Below are 25,998 nucleotides of genomic sequence, written 5' to 3'. Positions count from 1 at the left end.
GAGTGGTAGGTCCGTTGACGATGGTGATGTCGGCCGTCGGAGTAATCGACGGCGAACGCGCAAGTCGGAGTGCGATCCACGCGAAGTCGCGTCGGAATCGGCGAACCGCGAATCACATCGTTCATCGGAGGAGACGCGCAATGGCGACCGAAGAGGAGCTTCGGGCATACCTGAAGCGAGCCGCAATCGACTTGCATCGCACCCGGCAGCGTCTGCAGGAGGTGGAATACCGGTCGAGCGAGCCCATCGCTGTGATCGGCATGGGTTGCCGGTATCCCGGCGGTGTCGAATCCGCCGAGGATCTGTGGCAGATGGTCGCCGACGGTCGTGACGTCATCTCGGAGTTTCCCACCGACCGCGGTTGGGACGTGGACGGTCTCTATCACCCCGACCCCGACCACGAAGGGACGTCGTACTCTTCGCACGGCGGATTCCTGGGCGGCGCCGCCGATTTCGACGCGGCCTTCTTCGGTATCAGCCCGCGTGAAGCGCTGGCGATGGAACCGCAGCAGCGGCACATGCTCGAAGTCGCCTGGGAGGCGCTCGAGCGTGCGGGCATCGACCCGAATACTCTGCGCGGCACCGATACCGGTGTGTTCGCGGGCATCATCGAGGTCGAATACGGCCCGACCATCATGGACGACCGCAGTGGTCTGGCGGGCTGGTTGCTGATCGGCCGGACCTCCAGCGTCGCGTCGGGCCGGGTGGCCTACTCACTCGGCCTCGAGGGTCCCGCGGTCTCGCTGGACACCGCGTGCTCGTCGTCGCTGGTGGCGATCCATCAGGCCGCGAATTCGCTGCGGTCGGGCGAATGTTCGTTGGCACTGGCGGGCGGTGCGACGATCATGCCGACACCGGAGGCGTTCATCGCCTTCTCCCGTCAGCGTGTGATCTCGGCGGACGGGCGGGCCAAGGCGTTCGCGGCCGCCGCCGACGGCACCACCTGGTCCGAAGGTGTCGGACTGCTTGTCCTGGAACGACTCTCGGACGCGCAGAAGAACGGCCACCCCGTCCTGGCCGTGTTGCGCGGATCCGCGGTGAACCAGGACGGCGCGTCCAACGGTCTGACCGCGCCGAACGGCCCGTCGCAGCGGCGGGTCATCGAAGCCGCGCTGCGCAACGCCAAGATTCCCGCGTCCGGCGTCGACGTCGTCGAGGCGCACGGCACCGGTACCCCACTGGGTGACCCGATCGAGGCGAACGCGCTGCTGGCCACCTACGGCCAGGACCGCACGACGCCGCTGCTGCTCGGCTCGATCAAGTCGAATATCGGTCACAGCAGTGCCGCGGCCGGTGTGGCGGGCGCGATCAAGATGATCATGGCGATGCGGCACGGGACGGTGCCACCGACCCTGCACGTCGACGAGCCGTCGCACCAGGTCGACTGGGACGCGGGTGCGGTGGAACTGGTGACCGAGGCCACGCGGTGGCCCGAGGTCGACCGTCCGCGCCGGGCGGCGGTGTCCGCCTTCGGTATCAGCGGCACCAACTCCCACGTCATCTTCGAACAGGCGCCGGACCCCACCACCGAGGAGAGCGAGCCCGAGGCGGCCGGTGTCGCGCAGGTCGAGCCCGCGGCGACGGCATGGGTCGTCTCCGCGGCCACCGCGCCCGCGCTGTCCGATCAGATCGCCCGGTTGAGCACCTTCCTCGACGATCACCCCGAGTACTCGCCCGCCGACATCGGGTATTCGCTGGCCACCCGGCGCGCCAGGTTCGCCCATCGCGCGGTGGTGCTCGGCAGCACCCGCGAGGAACTGATCGCGGCGCTGAAGACGGCCGGTGCGGTCGTCGAAGACTCCGCGACGTCCGATTCCGGGGCCAACGTGGCGGTCGGTGTGGCGGGCAGCTCGGCCAAGACCGCGGTGATGTTCCCCGGCCAGGGCGCGCAACGCGTCGGCATGGGACGTGCGCTGTACGAACGGTATCCGGTGTACGCCGCCGCCTTCGACGAGGTGTGCGCGCGGCTCGACCCCGCACTGGGGCGTTCGCTGAGCGATGTCGTCTTCGCCGAGCCCGACACCGACGAGGCGGTGCTGCTCGACCGCACCGCCTTCACCCAAGCCGCGTTGTTCGCGGTCGAGGTGGCGCTGTTCCGGTTGGCCGAGAGTTTCGGTGTCCGAACGGATCTGGTGCTCGGACACTCGATCGGCGAGATCTCGGCCGCCCACGTCGCGGGTGTGCTGTCGCTGGATGACGCGGCCACCCTGGTCGCCGCGCGTGGCCGGCTCATGCAGGCGCTGCCCGAGGGTGGCGCGATGCTGTCGGTGCGCGCGGACGAGCAGACGGTGCTGCCGCTGCTGTCCGGCCGCGAGGCCGATGTGGCCATCGCCGCGATCAACAGCCCTTCGGCGCTGACGATCTCGGGTGTGGCCGCGGTCGTCGACGACATCGCGGCGGAGCTGCGCTCGCTCGGACACACGGTCAAGCCGCTGCGGGTCAGCCACGCGTTCCACTCGCCGCTCATGGAGCCGATGCTCGCCGAGTTCGGCGCGGTCGCCGCGTCGCTCACCTACCAGCGGCCGTCGATTTCGATCGTCTCCAATGTCACCGGCGCGGTCGCCGAGCCCGAGCAGCTGTGCACCCCGGAATACTGGGTGCGCCACGTCCGCGAGGCGGTCCGCTTCGCGGACGGCGTGCGCGCCGCGCATGATTTCGGCGCGACGGTGTTCCTCGAGGTAGGCCCCGGCGCGAGTTCGACCACCCTGGTCGACGAGGTGCTCAACGACGGTGTCGACGAGGCCGTCGCCGTGGCGACCTCGCTGCTGCGACCCAAGCAGGACGAGCCGATCGCGTTCTACGCGGGTCTGGCCGCCGCGCACGCTTCGGGCACCGCGGTCGACTGGACCCAGGGCATCGATGTGCGCGCGGTCGCTCAGGTAGACCTGCCGACCTACGCGTTCCAGCACCGGCGCTACTGGCTGGACAAGCCGACCGGGACCGGCGATGTCGCGGGCGTCGGCCTCGGCGTGGTCGATCACCCGCTGCTCGGCGCGAAGATCACGCAGGCGAGCGGCGGCGACGATGTGCTCCTGTCCGGCCTGTTGTCGACCAGGGCCCAGCCCTGGCTTGCCGATCACGTGGTCGGCGGTTCGATCCTGGTGCCTGGCACCGCGTTCGTGGAGATCGCCCTGCTGGCAGGCGGCCAGCTCGGCGTCCCCCGGATCGGTGAACTGGTGCTGCAGGCACCCCTGGTGTTGCCCGAGCGGGGTGGCGTCGAGGTGCAGGCTGTGGTCGGTGGTTCCGGCGACGATCGGCCCATCACCATCTACTCGCGGCCCCAGCAGCTCGACGACGAGGGCGAGCAGGCGGAGTGGACGGTGCACGCCGTCGGCTCGCTGGTCGTCGACGACGCCCCCGCGGTCGTGACGGCGGAGTCGGCCATCTGGCCCGTGCCCGGTGCCACCCCGGTCGAGATCGGTGATCCTTACGCCGAACTCGCCGACGCGGGCTATGGCTACGGTCCGGTGTTCCAGGGTCTGCGCGCGGTCTGGCAGCGCGGCGAGGAACTGTTCGCCCAGGTGGAACTGCCGGAGCAGGCGCGCGGCGCTGCGGGAGCCTTCGGGATCCACCCGGCGCTGCTCGACGCGGCGTTGCACGCGATGGCCGTCGCCGGTGGCGATACCGACGGCGACCAGATCAGATTGCCGTTCGCGTGGGAGGGCGTCACCCTGCACGCGGTCGGTGCCACGGCGGTGCGCGTTCGACTCGCCGCCACCGGCACGGATCGGATGTCGATCACCGCGGTCGACGCGGCGGGCGCACCGGTCGTCACGGTGGACGGACTGTCGCTGCGGGCGATGTCACGTGACGCGCTCGGCGGGTCCACGAAGTCGGCCGCCGCCGAGGGGCTGTACGCGCTCACCTGGGTGCCGCAGCCGGTTGTCGAAGTGGAACAGGGGAACTGGGAGCCCTACGCCGACGTCGAGAACGAGTACGAAGAGGTGGTCACCACCGCGAGCGCCAAGGCCGTGGTGCTGCGCTTCGGCGGCGACACCGCCGACGTGCCGGGCCCGGACGCGGTACGCGCCACGGTGACCACGGTGCTGCGGCGGGTACAGGACGTGCTCGCCGACGAGCGCAACACCGATGTCGGCCTCGTGGTTGTCACCAGCCACGCGGTCTCGATCGAAGGCGCCGAGGCGATCGGTGACTTGGCGGTGGCGCCGGTGTGGGGCTTGCTGCGCAGCGCGCAGGCCGAGCAGCCCGACCGTATCCAGCTCATCGACGTCGACGACGCGGACGACTACCGCGCCGCCGTCGCCGCGACGCTCGGCGGTTCCGAGGGGCAGGTCGCGTTCCGACGCGGCGTGCCGCACGTACCCCGCCTCGCCCGTCCCGGCGCGGACAGCGCGGCCGGATCCCCCCTGGTCGGTACCCGGCCATGGCTGCTGACCTCGCTCGGCAAGGGCACGCTGCACGGCGACAACATCGTGCTGGTCGAGAGTTCCGACAGCGAGCCCTTGCAGCCGGGTGAGGTGCGGGTGCGACTGCGGGCCTCCGGCATGAACTTCCGCGACGTACTGATCGTGCTCGGCATGTACCCGGACCCGGACGCGCCGATCGGCGGTGAAGGCGCGGGCATCATCGTCGACGTCGCCGACGATGTCACCGAATTCGCCGTCGGCGACAAGGTGATGGGCCTGTTCTCCGGACTCGGATCCACCGTCGTCTCCGATCAGCGCATGGTGGCCGCGATGCCCGAGGGGTGGACCTACGCGCAAGCGGCGGCCGTCCCCGCGGTCTTCGGCACCGCCTACTACTCACTGGTCGATCTGGCAGGCGTGCGGGCGGGGGAGTCGCTGCTCATCCACGCCGCCACCGGCGGTGTCGGCATGGCGGCGACCCAGCTGGCCAGGCACCTCGGGCTCGAGGTCTACGCGACGGCCAGCGAGCCGAAGTGGAAGACCCTGCGCGGGATCGGCTACGACGACGCCCATATCGGGAACTCGCGCACCCTCGACTTCGAACAGAAGTTCCTGGCCGCGACCGACGGGCGCGGCGTGGACGTGGTCCTCGATTCGCTGGCAGGCGATTTCGTCGACGCGTCCCTTCGGCTGCTGCCGCGCGGCGGTCGGTTCATCGAGATGGGCCAGACCGACGTGCGTGATCCGGAGAAGATCGCGCAGGAGTATCCCGGTGTCGCCTACCGCGGATTCGTGCTGATGGAAGCCGGACCCGACCGGCTGCACGAGATCCTCACCGAACTGGTGGCGCTGTTCGCGTCCGGTGCGCTGGAACCACTTCCGGTCACCACCTGGGACGTGCGCCGGGCGCCGGAGGCGTTCCGCTTCCTCAGCCAGGCCAGGCACGTCGGTAAGAACGTCCTGACGATTCCGGCCCTGCTCGATCCCGAGGGCACGGTGCTCGTCACCGGCGGTACGGGCGTGCTCGGCGGGGAGATCGCCCGTCACCTGGTGCAGGCCAGGGGTATGCGTCACCTGTTGCTGACCAGCCGCAGTGGTTCGGCGGCGGCCGGTGCGAGCGAGTTGCGCGAGGAACTGATCGCGCTCGGCGCCGACGTCGAGATCGCCGCCTGTGACGTCGCCGACCGCGACGCGCTGGCAGCGCTGCTGACCGACATCCCGCCGGCCCACCCGCTGACCGCGGTCGTGCACACGGCGGGCGTGACCGATGACGCGGTGTTCGGGGCACAGACCCCGAAGAGTGTGGAGACCGCGCTGCGGCCGAAGGTCGACGCCGCCTGGAACCTGCACGAGGCCACCCGGGACCTCGGGCTGGCGGAGTTCGTGCTCTACTCCTCGGTCGCCGGTGTGCTCGGCGGTCCGGGTCAGGCGAACTACGCTGCCGCCAACGTCTATCTCGACGCACTGGCCCAGCACCGGCAGCGACTCGGATTGCCCGCGACCTCGATCGCGTGGGGACTCTGGGCGCAGGCCAGCGGCATCACCGCCGCGCTGTCGGACATCGACCGGGCGCGCATGCGTCGGGACGGCATGATCGGCATCGACACCGCCGACGGTGTGGTCATGTTCGACAACGCCCTGTCGATGGGTGCGGCGCTCACGGTGGCCGCGCGGCTCGATCTCGCGGCGATCAGGGCCGCGGGCGCCGACGATCCGACACTGCTGCCGCCGCCGCTGCGCGGTCTGCTGCGGGCCGCGCCCCGGCGTGCCGGTGGTGGCGCGGGCGAGGCGGGCGAGTCCTCGTCGCTGGCGAAGAGCCTGCTCGCGATGAGTCCGGTGGATCAGGAGCGCACGATGCTCAATCTGATCAGGTCGCATGCCGCCGCGGTGCTCGGGCACGATTCGCCCGACGAGATCGGGCCCGGCCAGGCGTTCACCGACCTCGGCTTCGACTCCCTCGGCGCGGTGGAGTTCCGTAACCGGCTCAAGTCGGCTACCGGGCTCAAGCTGACCACGACGGTGGTGTTCGACTACCCGACGCCGGCCATCCTGGCTCGGTACATGTGCGAGGAGATCGTCCCGGCCGACGCGGCCGCGGCGCGCATCCTCGCCGAGATCGACACCATCGCTTCGGGTTTCACGGCAGCGGCACTGAGCAGTGCCGAGCGGACCGATATCGCCGACCGCCTCGACGAACTCCTGCGCGCCGTGCGGGGCAAGGAAGACGATGCCGTGATCTCCGAACTCGGCAGCGCCGCCGACGACGAACTGTTCGAGTTCTTCGACAACGACCCCGCGAGCCTGGGGTAGGTCGGCCGCCGCCGCGTCCCGGGCATCGCAGCGGGCGGCGGCGGCACAGTTCGTCATTTCATCCCTCACCCGGCGTCGTCGACGAGACGGCGCCGGGTCGTCAGAAAGGAAATACCGACCTCATGCGAATGCGACATCATGGTGCCGCCGGAGTGATGCGCACTGCACCGGGAGTGTGGCGCCGACGACTGACGGTGCCGGGAACTCTGCTGGTGTCCGCGTTGGCGGTCATCACCAACGTCGTGGCGGCACCGACCGCCGTGGCGAAGCCGGGGGTGCCGATCGCGAGCGACCGCTGTACCGCCGCACAGCGCACCGAGTCGCTGCGGGCCGACCAGCAGCGCGTGTTCGACCTGCTCGGTCCGCTGCGGACGCTGAACGGCCCGGAGGACCTGGTGCCGCTGGCGGCCGCGGGCACCTACGGTCCCGACTCGCACGGCTGGGTGCAGTACGAGCGGATGGGTGTGGCGTTGCTCAACCTGGACCAGTCGCTGCAGATCATCGCCAAGCAGATGCCCGGTTCGACACCGGGACCCGACACCGTGGTCAGCGGTAAACCCGCGGGGTTGTTCTACCGGTCACGACAGACCGGATTCAACCACCACGACGCGTACACCCCGCAGTTCCCCTACGACCTGGTCGGCTGGTTCTACGCCGGCGTCTACACCCCCGGTCAGACGCCGACCGAGGTGGGGCTGTGCATGTTCCGCGGCGACTGGGCCTTCCACGAGCGGGGCGTGCACACCTTCCCCGACTTCGACATGCACATGATGCCGCCGCAGGAGGACTACCTCGGCCAGAATCGGGGCGACACCCCACTGCCGGGTGGGTCGACACCGTCCGGGTTGGTCCATCCGCGCGGCTGGGACGTGCACATCTTCCTCGACCCGACGAACCCCACGACGCCGGTGGCCTCGGACCTGAGCCCGTTCGGCGACATTCCCGGTGTGGTCGGCGGCATGGACACCGCGTTCCCGTACCCGGTCTGGCCGGACGAGCTCGCGGCCGGTGCCGATCCGCATCCGGTCACACCCGGTATGACTTCCGGGCACAGTCACAATTGATCGGAGCGCCAATGACACAGCCGGACAACGTCACCGTACTGATCGTCGGCGCGGGCGGGTGTGGGTTGTCCACGTCGATCTTCCTCTCCGATCTCGGCGTGGATCACCTGCTGATCGAGCAACGTGGCGAGACGTCGCGGCTGCCGAAGGCCCATTATCTGAGCCAGCGGACGATGGAGTTGTATCGCCAGCACGGGGTCGCCGACGCGATCACCGCGGTCGGCGCGCCACTGGACAAGTTCGGCAAGGTGGTGTGGCAGACCTCGCTGACCGGCCGCGGCCCCTACGACGGCAAGGTGCTCTACGAACTCGACGCCTTCGGGGCGGGCTCGCTGAGCGAACGCTACGCGGGCGACAGCCCGGTCGATTCGACCAACCTGCCGCAGATCCGGCTGGAGCCGATCCTGCGTGACCTGGCGGAGCGGCGTGCGCCCGGTCGCGTCCGGTACGGGTGCGAACTGCTCGACTGGGTCGACGAGGGTTCGACGATCGTGGCCAGGCTGCGCGACGCCGACGGCGTGGAGTCGACGGTGCGGGCCAAGTACCTGATCGCCGCCGACGGCGGTCGCACCGTGGGCCCGAGGCTGAAGGTGAAGATGGAGGGGTGGCCGAAGTTCCACCAGGTCACGACGGCGCATTTCTCGGCCGATCTGTCGCGCTGGCAGCACGACGGCGCCCTGATCACTTTCTTCATCAACCCCGAACTCGCCGAGTTGTCCGGCGCGATGCTGGTGCAGATGGGCCCCACCTGGGGCAAGTTCTCCGAGGAATGGGGTCTGCACTTCACCGCGGCCGCCGACGATCCGGCCCGCACCCGCAAAGACGCGCTGCTGCAACGGATTCGCGATGTGCTCAAGGCGCCGGACCTGCCGATCACCCTGCACAAGGTGAGCAGCTGGACCGTCGACGCGGTGCTCGCGGCGAAGTACCGGGTGGGCAATGTGTTCCTGGCGGGCGACGCGGCGCACCGCATGCCACCGGCCGCGGGTCTCGGCCTGAACACCGCCATCCAGGACGGCCACAATCTGGCCTGGAAGATCGCGGCCGTGGAGTCGGGGCGGTCGCAGGCCTCCCTGCTCGACAGCTACGAATCCGAGCGGCGCCCGATCGGCCGGGACAATCTGGACTGGGCGCTGGGCATCCTGAAGAACACCGAGCTGATCACCGAGAACGCGCTCGGTTTCGGTCCCCAGGTGCCGCGGCTGGTGCGGCCCGCGTTCTTCCACGTGTACTTCGAGGATTCCCGTCGTGGCGCGACGACCAGGGCGCGCGCCGGTGAGGTGTTCCGCACCCACCGGGTCGACTGCCAGGCGCACGACATGGAACTCGGCCTTGCCTACGCCGAGGGGGCCCTCACCCCCGATGGCACCACGGCACCGCCGCGCGCGCCGATGGGCGATATCTACCACCCCACCACGCGGCCGGGGCACCGGTTGCCGCATGCGTGGTTGGACAAGGACGGCACCCGGCTGTCGACCTTGGACCTGGTTCCCCGCGACCGCCCGGTGCTGCTGGTCGGACCAGGGGGGCAGCCGTGGCTGGACGCCGCGCGTGAGCTCGGCGCCGACCCCGCCGACCTCGCCGACCCCACCGCCCCGTTCGTGGTCGCCGTGATCGGCGACGGCGGCGCCTATCGCGAGGACGGCGCCTGGTCGCGGGTCCGCGAGATCGCCGACGACGGGGCGATCCTGGTGCGCCCCGACCACCACGTGTGCTGGCGCAGCCTGAGCGGGAACGACAATCCGGCGGCCGCGTTGCGCGCCGCCTTCGCGAACATAGGAGCAAGTGGATGGCGATGACACGCCGACGCAACCGGGCCAACTGGCGAGTGCTGGCGATAGTTCCGCTGTTCGCGGGGTTCGTGGCGGTCACCGGTGGGTCTGCCGGGTCGGCGCCGGTCGGCGGTGGTTGCGGGGCAGACCACTGGGTGGCGACCTGGATGGCCGCGCCGTCGGATGCGGCGTCGCTTGCCGATTTCTCGTTCGATCCGATCACCTCGGTGGGTGACCAGACCTACCGCATGGTGATCACGCCGCATCGGGCGGGCGCGACCATGCGTGTGCGTCTGACCAACCGGCTCAGCCCCGCCGAGGTGACCTTCACCTCGGTGACGGTCGGCAAACAGGCCGGGGGACCGCGGGTCTCGTCCGACTCGCTGCGGACGGTGACCTTCGACGGTGCGTCGTCGGTGACAGTCCCGGCGGGCGGCGACGTGGTCAGTGACCCGGTCGCCCTGTCGTTCGGTTCGTTCGAACCGCTGGCGGTGAGCGTCTACGTTCCCGGCAGCTCGCGCGCGCCGACCGAACACCTGCAGGGCATGGCGACCAGCTACTACGGTTCGCCGGGCACCGGTGACCGGACGCACGACATCGGCGGTGGATCGCTGGACCGCACAACGACTTCGGTGCTGTACGTCTCCGGTGTCGACGTGCTCGCCCCGGCTTCGGTGTCGACGCTGGTGGCCTTCGGCGATTCGATCACCGAGGGTTTCGTCGGCAGCGGTTACTCCGAGGTGCCACAGTCACCGGCGGCCGTCGACCAGAATCTTCGTCCGACCGACTTCCTGCAACGTCGACTCGACGCCGCGGGGATCCCGGTCTCGGTGGTCAACTCGGGTATCTGGGGCAATCGGCTGCTCGACGACGCGTTCCGCACCCTGCCGCAACTCGGCCCACGTGGCCTGACCCGGATCCAGCCCGACGTGCTCGAGGTGGCCGGAGTCACCGACGCGATCGTCATGTTCGGCGCCAACGACTTCGCGATCCCCGAGTGGGCGACGACCGCGGAGATGATCGCCGGCTACACCGAGGCCGTGTACCGGTTGCGGGCCGCGGGCATCCGGGTGGTGCTCGGTACCAACCCGCCGCTGAAGTACTCGCTGCTGGCGGGCAATTTCGCACCGTTCGCCGATCAGCGCAGGGTCGAACTCAACGACTGGGTGCGCACACAGCAGATCGCTGACGGCGTCGTCGACTACGACGCGTTGCTGGCCGACCCGAACGCCGACGCGATCATCCTGTCGCAGTACCGGGGCTTGGACAACCACGTCGGCCCCGCGGGTTACGCCGCCATGGCCGACCTCATCGATATCGTCGCGCTGCGTGGCAGCGGCTGCGGCAACTAGGAGCGGTAGCCATGACGCCACACGACGACGAACTGGTCGAAGCGCTCCGTAGTTCGCTGCTGGAAGGCGATCAGCTACGCAGGCGCAACGATCAGCTCAGTGCCCAGCTGTCCGAGCCTATCGCCATCGTGGGCATGGCCTGCCGACTGCCCGGCGGGGCCGATTCGCCGGACCGGTGGTGGAGGCAGTTGCTCGACGGCGCGGACAGCATCGGCGACTTCCCCGATGACCGGGGCTGGGTCGACGAACCGGACGCGCCGCCGTATCCCCATCTCGGTGGATTCCTTTATGACGCCATGGATTTCGATCCGGCGTTCTTCGGGATCTCGCCGCGTGAGGCGCTCGCGATGGACCCCCAGCAGCGGTTGCTGCTCGAAGTCGGGTGGGAGGCGATCGAGAGCGCGGGTATCGATCCGGTCAGTCTGCGTGGCAGCGAGACCGGCGTGTACGCGGGCGTGATGTACCACGATTACGCCGATCGCCTGCACACCGTGCCCGAACAGGTGGAGGGTCATCTGCGCACGGGCAGTCTGGCCAGCGTCGTGTCCGGCCGGGTCGCCTTCGCGCTCGGTCTCACGGGTCCGGCGGTGACCATAGACACGGCGTGCTCGTCGTCGTTGGTGGCGTTGCATACCGCGGCGCTGGAGTTGCGGCGCGGTGGGTGCTCGATGGCCCTGGTCGGTGGTGTCACCGTGATGTCGACGCCGAAGGTGTTCGCCGAGTTCGCGATGCAGGGCGGATTGGCCACCGACGGCCGGTGCAAGTCGTATGCCGCGGCCGCCGACGGGACCGGCTGGTCCGAGGGCGCGGCGGTCGTGCTGGTCGAAAGGCTGTCCGACGCTCGCCGTCTCGGCCACGAGGTGCTCGCGGTGTTGCGCGGCAGCGCGGTCAACCAGGACGGCGCGTCGAACGGGTTGACCGCGCCGAGCAGGGCGGCGCAGGAACGGGTGATCGGCCGGGCACTGTCGGCCGCGCGGCTCACCGCCGACGACATCGACCTCGTCGAAGGGCATGGCACGGGGACCAGGCTCGGCGATCCGATCGAGGTGCAGGCACTGCTGGCCACCTACGGGCAGGGGCGGACCCGTCCACTGCTGCTCGGGTCGGCGAAATCGAATATCGGCCACACCCAGGCCGCCGCGGGCGTGGCCGGGGTGATCAAGGCCGTGTTGGCGATGCGTGGCGGTGTCGTCCCGCCCACGCTGCACGTCGATGACCGCACGCCGTACGCGGAGTGGGACAGCGGCGCGATCGAACTGGTCACCACGGCCAGGTCGTGGCCCGAGACCGGCAGGCCACGGCGCGCGGCGGTGTCGTCGTTCGGCATCAGCGGCACCAACGCGCACGTCATCCTCGAATCCGACACGGTCGGCGCCACAATCGGTGAACCGGTGCTCGTCGACCCGGCGGACGGCCCGCTGACACCGTGGGTCCTGTCCGGCAAGACCTCGGCGGCACTGCGCGCCAACGCCGCCCGGCTCGGCGAGGCACTCGCCGAGCACCCCGAACACGCGGCCGCCGATGTGGGTCTCAGCGCGGCGGTGAGCCGATCCCGGTTCAGCCACCGCGCCGTGATCCTGGGCCACGGCCGCGACGAACTGGAATCCGGGCTGGCGGCGCTGGCGACGGACACCGAGTCCAGCGCGGTCCACCTCGGCTCGGCGGACTCCTCGACCCGGGTGGCGATGCTGTTCCCCGGCCAGGGCGCGCAGCGGGTCGGTATGGGCGCGACGCTCGCCGCGCGCCATCCGGTCTTCGCGTCCGCCTTCGACGAGGTGTGCGCGTACCTGGACGGCACACTGGGTCGATCCCTGCGCGAGCTCGTCATCGACGGCGCGGGCGAACCGGGGCTGCTCGACCGCACCGGTTACGCCCAGGCCGCGCTGTTCGCGACCGAGGTGGCGCTGTTCCGGCTGATCGAATCATTCGGTGTGCGACCGGATTTCCTCGTCGGACACTCCATCGGCGAGGTGAGCGCGGCGTATCTGGCCGGGGTCTGGTCCCTGGCCGACGCCACCCGCCTCGTCGCGGCGCGCGGAACCCTGATGCAGTCGCTGCCCGAAGGTGGCGCCATGCTGTCGATCGCGAGCGACGAGCAGACCGTCGCGGCGCTGATCGCCGAGCGGTCCACGCGGGTCAGCATCGCCGCGATGAACGCGAGCCGATCGGTGGTGATCTCGGGTGCCGAGGCCGCCGTCGCCGAGATCGCCGCGCACTTCGACGCGGCGTCGGTGAAACGCCTGCGGGTGAGCCACGCGTTCCATTCGCCGTTGATGGCGCCGATGCTCGACGAGTTCGCCGCCGTGTGCGCCGATCTCACCTATCACGCGCCGCAGATTCCGGTGGTGTCCAACCGCACCGGCGAACGTGCCACCGCGGCGGAGCTGTGCTCGCCCGAGTACTGGGTGGGCCATGTCAGCGGCCCGGTGCGCTTCGCCGATGGGCTGAGCTGGTTGCGTGGATCCGGTCGGGTGGGCGTTTTCCTCGAGGTCGGGCCGGGTGCGGCGCTGTCGTCGCTGGTTCTCGCCGACGACGACGGTTCGTCGAACGCGGTCGTCGTGCCGTTGCTGCGCCCCGCGCAGGATGAGGAGTTGTCGGTGTACACCGCGCTGGCCCGTGCCTATACGGCCGGCGTCGCGGTGGATTGGGCCGGATTGCCCGCGCTGGCGGGCGGACGCCGGATCTCGTTGCCTACCTACGCGTTCGAGCACCAGCGCTACTGGTTGCCGATAGAGGCCGGTGCCGGTGATGTGACCGCGTCGGGTCTGGACGCCGCGGCGCATCCGCTACTCGGGGCGGAGATCTCGGTCGCCGACAGTGGCCGCGTCGTGCTGACCGGCGTGCTGTCGACCCGGACGCACCCGTGGCTGGCCGATCACCGGATCGGCGGGCAGGTCGTGGTGGCGGGCGCGGTGTTCGTCGAGTTGTTGCTGCGGGCGGCCGACAGCGTCGGCTGTGACCGCGTCGACGACCTGATCGTCGTCGCCCCGCTGACGCTGACCGGCGCCGATGACGTGCGCGTCCAACTGATCATCGACGAACCGCAGGACGGCCGCTACCCGGTGACGGTGCACTCCGGCGCCGGTGCGGGCTGGCGGCGCCATGCCGAAGCGACCCTCAGCGCGGGCGGCGACCTCGGCGAGCGGGCCGCGACCGACACCGGTTCGGCGGCGTGGCCGCCCGAAGGCGCGGTGCCGGTCGAGACCGCCGACTTCTATCAGCGACTCGAGCGACTCGGCTATCAGTACGGCCCGTTGTTCCGGGGTGTCCGTCAGCTGTGGCGCCGTGGGGACGACGTGTTCGCCACCGTCACCGCGCCCGACGACCTCGACACCACCCGGTTCCACCTGCACCCCGCGCTGCTCGACGCCGCGTTGCACGGCATGGTCGACACCGAACCCGCTGCGCCCCTGCGGTTGCCGTTCAGTTGGGAGGGCGTGCGGTTGCACGCGGTGGGCGCGTCGGTGCTGCACGTCTCACTCACGGCGACGGCACCCGATCGTCTCCGGGTCACCGCCGACGACACCGCGGGCCGACCGGTGCTGTCGGTGGACGCCCTGCTGCTGCGCGAGTCGGCGGGATCCGACGAGCGGACCCGCTCGAGCGCGCATCCGCTCTACGCGGTGGAGTGGATTCCACTGCCCGCCGCCGCGCTGCCGAGTACGCCCGCGACGCCCGTGCCGAGCTTCGCCGACCTCGAGGGCGCGCGGAGCGCACCCGAGCACGCGGTCCTGGTCATCGCATCACACGGCACCGACGAGCCCTCGGACGTGCGCGCCGCCACGGCGTTGGTCATGGACCAGGTCCAACGGTTCCTCGCGACCGAACGCCTGACCGACACCACGCTGGTCGTGGTGACGCGCGGTGCGGTGGCGGTCGAGGTGACCGACACCGTCGATCTGCGCGGTGCGGCGATCTGGGGACTGTTGCGGTCGGCCCAGACCGAGAACCCGGATCGGCTGGTGCTGCTCGACCTCGGCCCGGACACCGTGCTCGATGACGCCGTCGCCGCGACCGTCGCGGCGGCCGAGCCACAGGTGGCCTGGCGCGGGGCGAGTGCGTCGGTGCCGAGGATGATCCGTCATGACGTGATCGACATGGCCGACGTGGCCGACCCGATCCGGGATCCGCACTGGCGGTTGACGATCGGGGAGAAGGGCACGCTGACCACGATCGGTCTGAGCCGCCTCGCCGATGATCCCGTTCCCGTGCTGGCCGCTGGGCAGGTGCGGGTGCGGATGCGGGCGGCGGGCATCAACTTCCGCGATGTGCTGATCAGCATCGGCATGTACCCGTATCCGGACGCCGTGTTGGGGGGCGAGGGCGCCGGTGTGGTCATCGACGTGGCGCCCGACGTCACCGACTTCGCGCCCGGCGATCGGGTGATGGGTCTGTTCGACGGTGTGGGGTCGACGGTGGTCACCGACTACCGCACGATCGTGCGGATCCCGGAGGGTTGGTCGTTCCATCAGGCCGCCTCGGTGCCGGTGGTGTACCTGACCGCGTACTACGGTCTGCTCGACCTGGCGAACCTGCGCGCGGGCCAATCCCTGCTGATCCACGCCGCGACCGGTGGCGTCGGCACCGCCGCTCGGCAATTGGCGAAGCACTGGGGTGTGCGGGTCTACGCGACCGCGAGTCCGGGCAAGCAGAACGTGCTGGTCGCGGACGGGTTGGCGCCGGAGCGGATCGCCAATTCGCGGACCCTGGACTTCGAGGAACAGTTCCGCGTCGCGACCGACGGGAACGGTGTCGACGTCGTCCTCGATTCGCTGGCGGGCGAATTCGTCGACGCGTCGCTGCGGCTGCTGCCGCGCGGCGGGCAGTTCGTCGAGATGGGCATGACCGATCGCCGCGATCCCGCTGCGATCGCCGCCGAGTACCCGGGTGTCGGCTACCACTCGTTCCTCATCACCGAGGTCGCGCCGGACCGCATCGCGCAGATGCTGGCCGAGATCGTGGCACTGTTCGACGCGGGCGCGCTCACCCCGCCGCCGGTCACCACCTGGGACGTGCGACAGGCAACGAGCGCGCTGCGGTTCGTGAGCCAGGCCCGCCAGGTCGGCAAGGTGGTACTCACCGTGCCGCCGCCGCTGGATCCCGGCCGCACGGTCATGATCACCGGCGGTGTCGGCACGATCGGCGCCGCGCTGGCACGACATGTCGTGGCCGAGTACGGAGTTCGACGGATCCTGCTGACCTCCCGGCGCGGTGCCGAGACACCCGGCGCGGCCGAACTCGTCGCCGAGCTGCGCGAAGGCGGCGCCGAAGCCACGGTCGCCGCGTGCGATGTCGCCGATCGGGCCGCGCTGGCGGCCCTGCTCGACGGCATCGATCCCGAGCATCCGCTCGGTGCTGTCATCCACTGCGCGGGCACCGTGAGCGACGCGGCGTTCGAGAAGTTGACCATCGACGATCTGGACCGGGTGCTGCCCGCGAAGGTCGACGCCGCGTGGAACCTGTACGAGCTGACCCGTGACCTCGATCTGTCGGCGCTGGTCCTGTTCTCCTCGGCGGCGGGCGTTCTCGGCAACGCGGGCCAGGCCAACTACGCGGCGGGCAACGCCTATCTGGACGGGCTCGCGGTGCGCGCCGCCCGTTCCGCGGTGCCTGCGACGTCGTTGGCGTGGGGGCTGTGGTCCCAGAGCAGCGGCGTGAGTGGGCATCTGGCGCAGCGAGATCTGGACCGGATGGCTCGCGGTGGGTTCACGCCACTGTCCACCGCGGAGGCGTTGGGGATGTTCGACGCGGCGCTGTCGTCGGGCATGGCGGCGTCGGTGCCGTTGCGCATCGATGTCGCGGCGGCGAGGGCGTCGGCCACGGCCGGGTCGCCGTTGCCCGCGATGTTGAGTACGATCGTTCGTATGCGTCGCGATGCGCAGTCGGCGCCGGTGCTGGAGAACACCGCGCTGCTGCTCCTGGGGCGCAGCGGCGCCGACCGGCGTCGGGTCGTGTCGGAACTCCTGGCACGACATGTGGCCACCGTGCTCGGTCGGGTGGCCGATGAAGCACTCGATCCACAACAGAGATTCGTAGACATGGGGTTCGACTCGTTGACCACGGTCGAGCTCCGTAACCACCTGAAGAAATCGATGGGTGTCATGTTGTCGACCACCGTGATGTTCGACTATCCGACACCGTATGCGCTCACCGAACACCTGTGTGGCCTGCTGGCATCCGATGCCGACCCGGTCGCGCCGCTGCTCGGCGAATTGACCGCCCTGCTCGACAGATTGGGCGGGGCCGATCCGTCGGACGCCGAACGCGATCGTGCCGTCGCCGGACTGCTCGACGCCGCGCAACGCCTGCGTGGCCCGCAACAACCCGACGTCGTCGGTGAACGGATCGATCTGGCCGACGACACCGCGATATTCGAGTTCATCGACAGCAACCCCGCGTCGGCATGATCCCGGCGCGCCGTCCACACTGAGCGAAGGAGCTTGCCTTGCCTGTTACCAGCCGTGAATGGCGTTTGATCGCCCGTCCCGCCGGAACCCCCACGCTCGCCGATGTCGAACTGGCCACGGTGACCCTGGCCGATCCCGCCCCCGGCCAGGCGCTGATCCGCAACGACTGGATGTCGGTCGACCCGTACATGCGCAGCCGGATGAACGCGGGCGACGGCTATCTGCCGCCGTTCGATCTCGATGTGCCGCTGACCGGTGCCGCCGTCGGTACGGTGATCGCCTCGGCCAACGACGCGCTGCCGGTCGGTGCGGTCGTCAGCCACTTCGACGGCTGGCGCGAGTACACCCTGGCAGCCTGGGCGCAGCCGGTCGACGTGACTTCCGTTGCGCCACAGGCGTATCTGGGCGTGCTCGGCACCACCGGGCTCACCGCCTACGTCGGCCTCACCGAGGTGGCGAAGGTGAGCGAGGGTGACGTCGTGTTCATCTCGGCGGCGGCGGGCGCTGTCGGTTCGGTGGCCGGTCAGCTGGCGCGCAAACTCGGGGCCAAGCTGGTGATCGGTTCGGCGGGCGGACCGGAGAAGACCCGAAAGCTGGTGGAGGAATTCGGGTTCGACGCAGCGATCGACTACCGCGCCGGCGATGTGGCGGCCCGGTTGGCCGCTGCCGCACCGGGCGGTATCGACGTCTACTTCGACAATGTCGGCGGCGAGCAGCTCGATGCCGCGCTCGGCGCGATCAAACCCCATGGCCGCGTGATCCTGTCCGGCTCGCTCGCCACCATCGACACCGACACCGACTCGCTGCCCCCCGGCCCGAAGAACCTGCCGTTGATCATCGGCAAGCGGGTATCGCTGTTCAGTATGAACGCCGCCGACTACTTCGCGGTCCTGCCCGACTACCTCGCGCAGGCGAAGGGCTGGCTGGCAGACGGCTCGTTGAAGGCCGAGGAGACGGTGTTCGACGGGATCGAGAACGCGTTCGAGGCGTACTCGGCGATGATCCGCGGCGAGAACGTCGGCAAGACCGTCGTGTCGCTGTCCGAGTCGAACGCGAGCTGAGATGACCGACCCGGCACCCGGATCGATGTCGGGGCGCACTGCCGTCATCACCGGTTCGACCAGCGGTATCGGCTATGCCGCCGCGGCGGCCTTGGGCGCCGCGGGCGCGACAGTGGTCGTGCACGGGCGTGATTCGCGACGGACAGCGGCCGCGGCGCAGCAGTTGGGCGCCGCGGGCGCGGGCCGTTTCGTTCCGGTCGCCGCGGACCTCGGCTCGTTGAGCGGGGTGCGTGCGTTCGCCGAACAGGTCGGGGCGGCCGCGCCCGGCGGTCTGCACGTGTTGCTCAATAACGCGGGCGGCGGGTTCGCCGGCCGTGAGCTCTCGCCGGACGGGGTGGAGCGGTCGTTCGCCCTCAACCACATCGCCGTCGCGGCGGTGACGCACCGGCTGCTCGCCGCACTGCGCGCCGGTGCCGAGTCGGCCGGGGTGCCGTCGCGAGTGATCGTGACGTCGTCGTTCATGGAGAAACGCGGCAACCCGAACCTGGACGACTGGTCCTACGAGCGGAAGTTCCGCCAGGTCGCGGCGTACTGCGACGCGAAACTGGCAGCCCTCGCCTACAGCTACGCGCTCGCGCGGCGCTGGGAGGGCTCCGGGGTCACCGTGAACGCGGCCGATCCGGGCGCGGTGGCCACCGGGTTCGGTGTGGCGGCGGGCGGAGTGTTCCGGGTGATCCAAACCGTGGGGCGCCCGTTCATGACCACTGCGCACGGCGGGGCGGCCCCGCTCGTCCGGTTGGCCGCCGATCCGGAGTCGGCACACGCCACCGGCGGTTACTACGACAGGAACGGGCTCGCCCGTTCGTCGTCGGCATCGCGGGATCCCGAGTTCGGCGCCCGCGTCGTCGAGCGCACCGCCGGGGTTGTCGGCGTGGACTGATCTGCCGGGTGCGCAAACGAGAAACGGGGCCTGTCACCAGGCCCCGTTTCTCGTCTCCGTGGAATCCGTTCTCAGTGGGAATCTATCGTGGGCAGGTAGGCGCCCTGGTGGACGAGATGTTTCTGGACCGCGCCGACGGCGAGCGCCGTGGTGCGATCGGCGTAGACCGCGGCGGCGATGCCCGCGGCCTGTCCGGTGGCGAACGCGGTGCCCATCACCCGCAGTGACGCCCCGGCGAGGCGGTCGGCGTCGACGACGCGGCCCGCGGCGAACAGGTTGACGGTGTCGATGCTCTGGAGCACGCCGAACGGAATGTCGTAGAAGCCGTCGTCGTCGATGAACTCCCACTGCGGGAGAACCCCGGCGCCTGGGTGATATTCGATCGGCCAGGCGCCCAGGGCGATGACGTCCTCGGACCGGGCTCCGCCGCGGACCTCGTCCACCGTCAGCTGATAGGTGCCGACGACGTGGCGCGACTCCCTGGTGCCGATCTCGGGGCCGGTGCTCACGATGTAGGCGCGCTCCCACCCCGGGATGGCGCGCAGCGCGGTGAGATAGTCGCGCGCCTGGATCCGCGCGTGGGTCTGCGCGCGGGTCGACTGCCTCACGTCGCGGGCGTCGTATCCCTCGTCAACGACGTAGGTGATGACGTCACCCGACACCGGCAGGCGCGCGACGAGTCCGCGTTCGGCCAACAGCGGAGCGCCACCGGACTTGGCGGCCCGGATGGCCGCCGACAGCGTGTCGCGGGCGATGTCGGCATCCGCCGCGATACCACCGAAGCGGACGCCGAGCGTGCCGTTCTGGACGAGTCCGTCGTTGCCGTAGCGCACCGTGGCGCCGCCGAACGTCGCCAGATCGGCCTCGCCGGTCGCATCGACGAACGCGGCCGCGCTGATCTGTCGAACACCCTGATGGTTCGCGACGCGAATCGACATGATCTGGCCCGCATCACGATCGGCGGCGACGAGCTGACTGTCGAGATGGACCTCGACGCCCGCCTCGGCACAGATCCGGTCGAGGACCACCTTCACCGCTTCCGGATCGAAAACGACGGCGACCGAGGTGAATCGGGTCGGCGGGGTCACCGCGTCCATGGCCCGCAGGCCCGCCAACACCTCGTCGGCGATGCCGAACACCACCTGCCGCGGCGGGTCCGCCCTGGTGTAGATCCCGCAGTAGGTGAGCACATTGCGCAGCGTGGCCGCCCCGCCGAGGCACGGACCACGTTCCACCAGCAGCGTTCTCGCACCCGCCCGGCCGGCGCCGACGGCGGCGGCCACCCCGGCGGATCCGCCACCGACCACGACGACGTCGTATTCGTGATCGTTCACGCCACGGTCCTGTCGTTGTCGCCGCGAGCCATCCGGATCAGTTCGGCCGCCGACATCGACGCGATCGCGGCGGTGCCCGGGTCGGCCACCTCGGCGAAGCGGTCGGGGGCGGTCGGTTCGTGGCTCGCCGGTTGGTCGGCCAGCCGCAACACCGAATCGAGCAGTCCGACCTCGCGCAGTCGCTGGATCGGTATCCGGGCCAGCATCGCTCGCACGGTGTCGTCGGACAGTGCCGTGGTGGAAGGGGTCTCGGCCGCGAGCCGTTCGTCGAGGTGGGCTGCCACGTCATCCGGTGTCGGATGGTCGAAGACCAGGGTGGCGGGCAGGCGCAAGCCCGTCGCCGCGCCCAACCTGGTGCGCAACTCCATCCCGGTGAGCGAGTCGAAACCGAGTTCCTTGAACGAGCGATCGGTGTCGACGGTCGAGTCCGCGGCGTGGCCGAGGACGGTCGCGATGGTGTCGCGCACCAGATCACGCACGTATTCGCGGCGGCTGTCGGAATCCATCGTCGCGAATCGGGCGGACAGGGCCGCCGGATCGGCGTCGGCGGAGTCGTGTCGCCGGGTGGCGCCCGCGCCGATGTCGGTGCGCCGACGCGGGCGGATCAGGTCGCGCAACGGCGGTGGCGCACCGGCCCGATCGAGTGCGGCGGCGTCGAGTGCGACCGCGGCCAGGAAGGTCTCCTCGCGCTCGCACGCCGCGTCGAACAGGCGCAGCCCCTCGGTGTCGGACAGCGCGACGATGCCGGTGCGCGCCATACGGGCGTGATCGGTCGCGTCGAGGTGGCCGGTGATGCCGGTCCGACGGGCCCACAGCCCCCAGGCCAGTACCGTCGCGGGCAGCCCTTCGGCGCGGCGTCGACCGGCGAGGGCGTCCAGGTAGGCGTTCGCGGCGGCGTAGTTGCCCTGACCGGCCGCGCCGAGGACGCTCGCGACCGACGAGAACAGCACGAACGCGGCCGGATTCAGCTCGCGGGTCGCGTTGTGCAGGTTCCACGCTCCGTCCACCTTGGGACGCAGTACCCGCTCGAACTGTTCGGGTGTCAGCTTGTCGATCAGGCCGTCGTCGACCACACCGGCCGCGTGCACCACCGCGAGGAGGGGGTGCTCGGCCGGGATCGTCGCGATGGCCGTCGCCAGGGCGGCACCGTCGGTGACGTCGCAGGCGGCCGTGGTGACCTGTACCCCGCGGGCCGTCAGTTCGGCGGTGTCGATGGCGCCGCGGCTCAGCAGCAGCAGATGCCGGACCCCGTGCTCGGCCGCGAGGTGTCGTGCCACCAGCCCGCCGAGGCCGCCGCTCGCACCGGTGATGAGCACGGTGCCCTCGGAGTTCCATACCGGCGCGCCCCGCTCGGGCTCGGTCGCGCGTCGCCGCGCGGGAACCAGTCGTGGAGCGAGGAATCGGTCGGCGCGGACCGCGATCTGGGGTTCGCCGTAGGGCAGGGTGGCCGGTTCGCTGTCCAGCACGTCGACCAGGACGAACCGGCCGGGATGCTCGGTCTGCGCCGAGCGCACCAGGCCCCAGACGGCGGCGCCGCCCGGATCGCCCACGCTCTGCGTACCGACGGCGACGGCGCCGCGGGTACGGATGGTCAGGACGGCGGATTCCTCCTCGACCAGCCATGATCGCAGCCGGTCCAGCGTCGCGGCCAGCGCGAGGCGGACCCCGGCCGGCGTCGGATCGGTCGCGGGCACATCGAACCAGGTCGGCGCCGCGCCGGTGATATCGGCGGCGCGGCCCTGCCCCGCGCCCGCGGTACCGGGCAGTTCGACCCAGGAGAGCCCGAACAGCGAGTCGACGGTGCCCCCGGTCGCCGACCGTCCGGCGGCCGCCCTGAGCATGTCCGGGTCGACGGTCCGCAGCACCAGCGCGGCCGCGGTCAGTACCGGCCGATCGGCGGTGTCGAGGATTTCTACGGTCGAATGGTCGTCGACGATGCCGAGCCGGGCCCGCAGCGGACCGGGTTCCGGCACGCGATGTAGTCGAATACCGCGCCAGGAGAAGGGAAGCCGTGTTCGCTCGGCGTCCACCGAGGCGAGCGGGTGCAGCGCGGCATCCAGGATCGCCGGATGGACGCGGTATCCGCCGCCGTCCACCTCGGGGGCGAGCACGACGTCGGCGAACAGGTCCTCGCCGCGGGTGAAGAGCGCGGTGGCGCGGAAGGCAGGCCCGTAGTGGAAACCGGCCGCCGCGAGTTCCCGGTACCGCGCGTCGACGTCGATCGGCTCCGCGCCCGTGGGCGGCCAATCGCGCACCGCCGTCGGACCGGTCGCGTCGTGTGCCGGGCCGTCGGCGCCGAGGGTGGCCTCCACATGGCGCGTCCACGCCTGGGCCGCGTCGTCGCCGAGGCGGGAGTGGATGGTCAGCGATCGGGTGCCGTCGGGCTCGGGCGCGCCGACCACGGCCTGCAACGACAGCGTCGCGTGCGCGGGCACGATCAGCGGCGCCACCACCGTGAGTTCGTCGACGGAGCCGAGCTCGTCCCGGCCACACCAGCTCGCGGCGAACAATGCCATGTCGACGAAGGCGGTCGCGGGCAGCAGCGCGGCGCCGTGGACGACGTGGTCGTCGATCCACGGGCAGGTATCGCGCGAGAGCGACCCGGAGAACAGCACCGCGTCGTCGGCCAGCGCCATCGCGCGGTCGAGCAACCGGTGCCCGGTCGCGGTGGCGCCGGGCAGCTCGTCGGAGTCCGCGTCGAGCCAGTACCGGCGACGTTGGAACGCGTGCGTCGGCAGCGGCACCGGATCGGTGCCCGCGGGCTCGGGATACCAGTCGACCGGTGTTCCGGCGGCGAACACGGTCGCGAGGCCCGCGATCACCGCGTCGGTCTCGTCGCGTCGTCCGGGCAGCAGCGGCGCCGTGGTCACTCCGGTCTCCCCGGCGAACGCCTCCCTGGCCAGTGCCGTCAGGGTGGTTCCCGGGCCGATCTCGAGGAACATGCGCACATCGCGCTCGGCGTGCAGGCCGGTGATCCCGTCGAAGAAACGCACCGGCCTGCGGACCTGCGCGGCCCAGTACTCGGGCGTGCACAGCACCGCCGGATCCGCGATCGCACCGGTCACGTCGGACACGAGGGGAATCCGGGGCGGGTGGTATTCGAGACGGCGGCAGACCTCGGTGAACTCGGCCAGCATCGGATCCATCAGTGGTGAATGGAACGCGTGCGCCACCCGGAGCCGTTTCGTGCGACGTCCCAATGTCTCCAAGGTGGCGGCGATCTCGTCCACCGCCGCATCGGTGCCCGAGAGCACCACGGAGGCCGTGCCGTTGATCGCCGCCACCGACACCGCGTGTTCGCGGCCGACCAGCAGCGGCGCGACCTTGTGCTCTCCGGCCGCCACCGCGAGCATCGCGCCACGGCCCGGCAGGCTGTCCATCATGCGCCCGCGCGCGAACACCAGCTGTGCCGCGTCGGCCAGGCTCCACACGCCTGCCAGATAGGCGGCGGTCAGTTCGCCGATGGAATGCCCGATCAGGAAATCGGGTCGCAGACCGAAGGATTCGGCCAACCGGTAGAGCGCCACCTCCACCGTGAACAGCGCGGCCTGGGTGTAGCCGGTGCGGTCGAGGCGCTGCGCGGCCTCGGTGCCGGGCTCGGCGAAGATCACTTCGGCCAGCCCGATGCCGTCGAGGTGCCGATCGAATTCGGCGCATATTTCATCGAAAGCCGCAGCGTAGGTAGGACTTGTCGCATAGAGCGTGCGAGTCATGCCGTTGCGCTGGGCACCCTGGCCGGGGAACATCACCGCGATCCGACCTTCGTGGGCGACGCCGCGCACGACACTGGGGGATTCGCCGCCGACCGCCAAGGTGTCCAGACCGGCGAGCAACTCGCCGCGGTCGCGTCCGAAGATCACGGCGCGGTGCCCGAATATCGACCGGGTGGCGGTGAGCGCGCGACCGGTCGGGGTGGGGGCGAGGTCGGTTCGCGCGCGGACCCACTGCGCGAGCCGTCCCGCCTGGCCGGCGAGGGCCGCGTCGGATTTGGCCGACACGACCCACGTAGCGAGCGGCGAGGCTTGCTCCCGTGCGGCCGGTGTCGAATCCGATTGTGCCGGTTCGGTTTCCGGGGCCTGCTCGACGATGACGTGGGCGTTGGTCCCGCTGATCCCGAACGACGAGACCCCGCCGCGCCGTGGCCTGCCGGTCCGCGGCCACGCCCGGTCCTCGGTGATGGGCGCTACGGCGCCGTTCGCCCAGTCGACGTGCGGTGTCGGGGCGTCGACGTGCAGCGTGGCCGGCACTGTCGCGTGCCGGATCGCCATGATGGTCTTGATCACGCTCGCGACGCCCGCTGCCGCCTGGGTGTGTCCGAGGTTCGATTTCACAGATCCCAGCCACAACGGCTCGGCGTCGCGTTCCCCGCCGAACACGTCGAGCAGGGCGCGGACCTCGATGGGATCGCCGAGGGTGGTACCGGTGCCGTGTCCGTCGAGCATGTCGATGTCGCCGGGCTGTACACCCGCGGCGCTCAGCGCCTGCCGGATCACGCGCTGCTGGGCAGCCCCGTTCGGCACCGTGAGTCCGGTGGAGGCGCCGTCGGAATTCACCGCGGATCCGCGCAGCACCGCCCATACCCGATGACCGTTGCGGATCGCGTCGGAGAGGCGTTCCAGGACGAGCAGGCCGACACCTTCGGAGAATCCGGTGCCGTCCGCGCCTGCCGCGTACGCCTTACAGCGACCGTCACGGGCGAGCCCGCGCTGGCGACTGAACTCTACGAAGCTCGACGGGGTCGACATCACGGTCACCCCGCCCGCCAGTGCCAGTCCGCACTCGCCGCCGCGCAGCGCCCCGATCGCCTGGTGCATCGCCACCAGCGAGGACGAGCACGCCGTATCCACTGTCACGGTGGGCCCGGTGAACCCGTAGACGTAGGACAGCCGACCCGACAGCACACCGCTCGCGCTACCGGTGCCGAGCTGGGCTTCCAGTTCGCCGGGCACGGTGCGCAGCCTGCTGGCGTAGTCGTGGTACATCGCGCCGACGAACACACCGGATTCGCTGCCGTGCAGCTGCGCCGGGTCGAGGCCCGCGTGTTCGAACGCTTCCCACGACACCTCCAGCAGCAGCCGTTGCTGCGGATCCATCGCCAGTGCCTCGCGTGGTGCGATGCCGAAGAAGTCGGCGTCGAAATCGAGGGCGTCGTCGAGGAATCCGCCGGTGCGGGCATAGACGGTGCCGGGATGATCGGGATCGTCGTCGAACAGCGAATCCAGTCGCCAGCCGCGGTCGTCGGGGAATTCCGACACCACATCGGCACCGGAGTTCACCAAGTCCCACAGGTCGTCCGGCGATTGGATGCCACCGGGATAGCGGCAGCCGATGCCGACGACGGCGATCGGTTCGCTGCGTGCGGCTTCCAACCGGTGCAGGTCGTCCCTGGTCCGCAGCAGTGCGCCCGCGGTGCGCCGCAGATAGTGCCGCAGCGTTGTCTCGTCGGTCATC

General features: G+C 70.5%; 9 protein-coding genes. 7 read left to right on the top strand and 2 right to left on the bottom strand.

Annotated elements, in window-relative coordinates; all coding sequences use genetic code 11:
- The first annotated feature begins 140 nt into the window (after positions 1-140).
- The 7 genes from OG225_RS20800 (at position 141) to OG225_RS20770 (ending at position 19,213) form a co-directional block, all read left to right on the top strand.
- Positions 141-6,677, top strand: a complete 6,537-nt coding sequence (locus OG225_RS20800; protein ID WP_405176876.1) for an SDR family NAD(P)-dependent oxidoreductase — start codon at positions 141-143, stop codon at positions 6,675-6,677.
- A 155-nt stretch (positions 6,678-6,832) separates the two neighbouring features.
- The gene (locus tag OG225_RS20795) at positions 6,833-7,741 is read left to right on the top strand and encodes a hypothetical protein (protein ID WP_405176875.1); all 909 of its coding nucleotides are present in this window, start codon (positions 6,833-6,835) and stop codon (positions 7,739-7,741) included.
- 11 nt (positions 7,742-7,752) lie between these two features.
- Positions 7,753-9,540, top strand: coding sequence for an FAD-dependent monooxygenase (locus tag OG225_RS20790; RefSeq protein ID WP_405176874.1), 1,788 nt, complete (start codon positions 7,753-7,755; stop codon positions 9,538-9,540).
- Entirely contained in the window at positions 9,531-10,865 is a 1,335-nt protein-coding gene (locus tag OG225_RS20785; protein ID WP_405176873.1) for a GDSL-type esterase/lipase family protein, read from the top strand. Before OG225_RS20790 ends, OG225_RS20785 begins: the two co-directional genes overlap by 10 nt.
- Positions 10,866-10,876: 11 nt before the next feature.
- On the top strand, positions 10,877-17,272 hold the full coding sequence (locus OG225_RS20780) for an SDR family NAD(P)-dependent oxidoreductase (RefSeq protein WP_405176872.1): 6,396 nt from the start codon (positions 10,877-10,879) through the stop codon (positions 17,270-17,272).
- 38 nt (positions 17,273-17,310) lie between these two features.
- The gene (locus OG225_RS20775) at positions 17,311-18,333 is read left to right on the top strand and encodes an NADP-dependent oxidoreductase (RefSeq protein ID WP_405176871.1); all 1,023 of its coding nucleotides are present in this window, start codon (positions 17,311-17,313) and stop codon (positions 18,331-18,333) included.
- Between the two features lies 1 nt (position 18,334).
- Complete coding sequence (locus tag OG225_RS20770) at positions 18,335-19,213, top strand: SDR family NAD(P)-dependent oxidoreductase (protein WP_405176870.1); 879 nt, start codon at positions 18,335-18,337, stop codon at positions 19,211-19,213.
- 71 nt (positions 19,214-19,284) lie between these two features.
- On the opposite strand, the gene OG225_RS20765 is transcribed toward OG225_RS20770, so the two are convergent.
- Together OG225_RS20765 and OG225_RS20760 are read right to left on the bottom strand one after the other, a co-directional pair.
- A complete protein-coding gene (locus OG225_RS20765; RefSeq protein WP_405176869.1) occupies positions 19,285-20,547 on the bottom strand; it encodes an FAD-dependent oxidoreductase in 1,263 nt (420 codons plus the stop codon).
- On the bottom strand, positions 20,544-25,997 hold the full coding sequence (locus OG225_RS20760) for a type I polyketide synthase (RefSeq protein ID WP_405176868.1): 5,454 nt from the start codon (positions 25,995-25,997) through the stop codon (positions 20,544-20,546). The genes OG225_RS20765 and OG225_RS20760 overlap by 4 nt, the downstream gene beginning before the upstream one ends.
- Position 25,998: the final 1 nt, after the last annotated feature.

Source organism: Nocardia sp. NBC_01377 (assembly GCF_045040005.1).
GTDB lineage: Bacteria > Actinomycetota > Actinomycetes > Mycobacteriales > Mycobacteriaceae > Nocardia > Nocardia noduli.
Note: the sequence above shows the minus strand (reverse complement) of the source record. Positions and strands in the feature narration are given on the sequence as shown.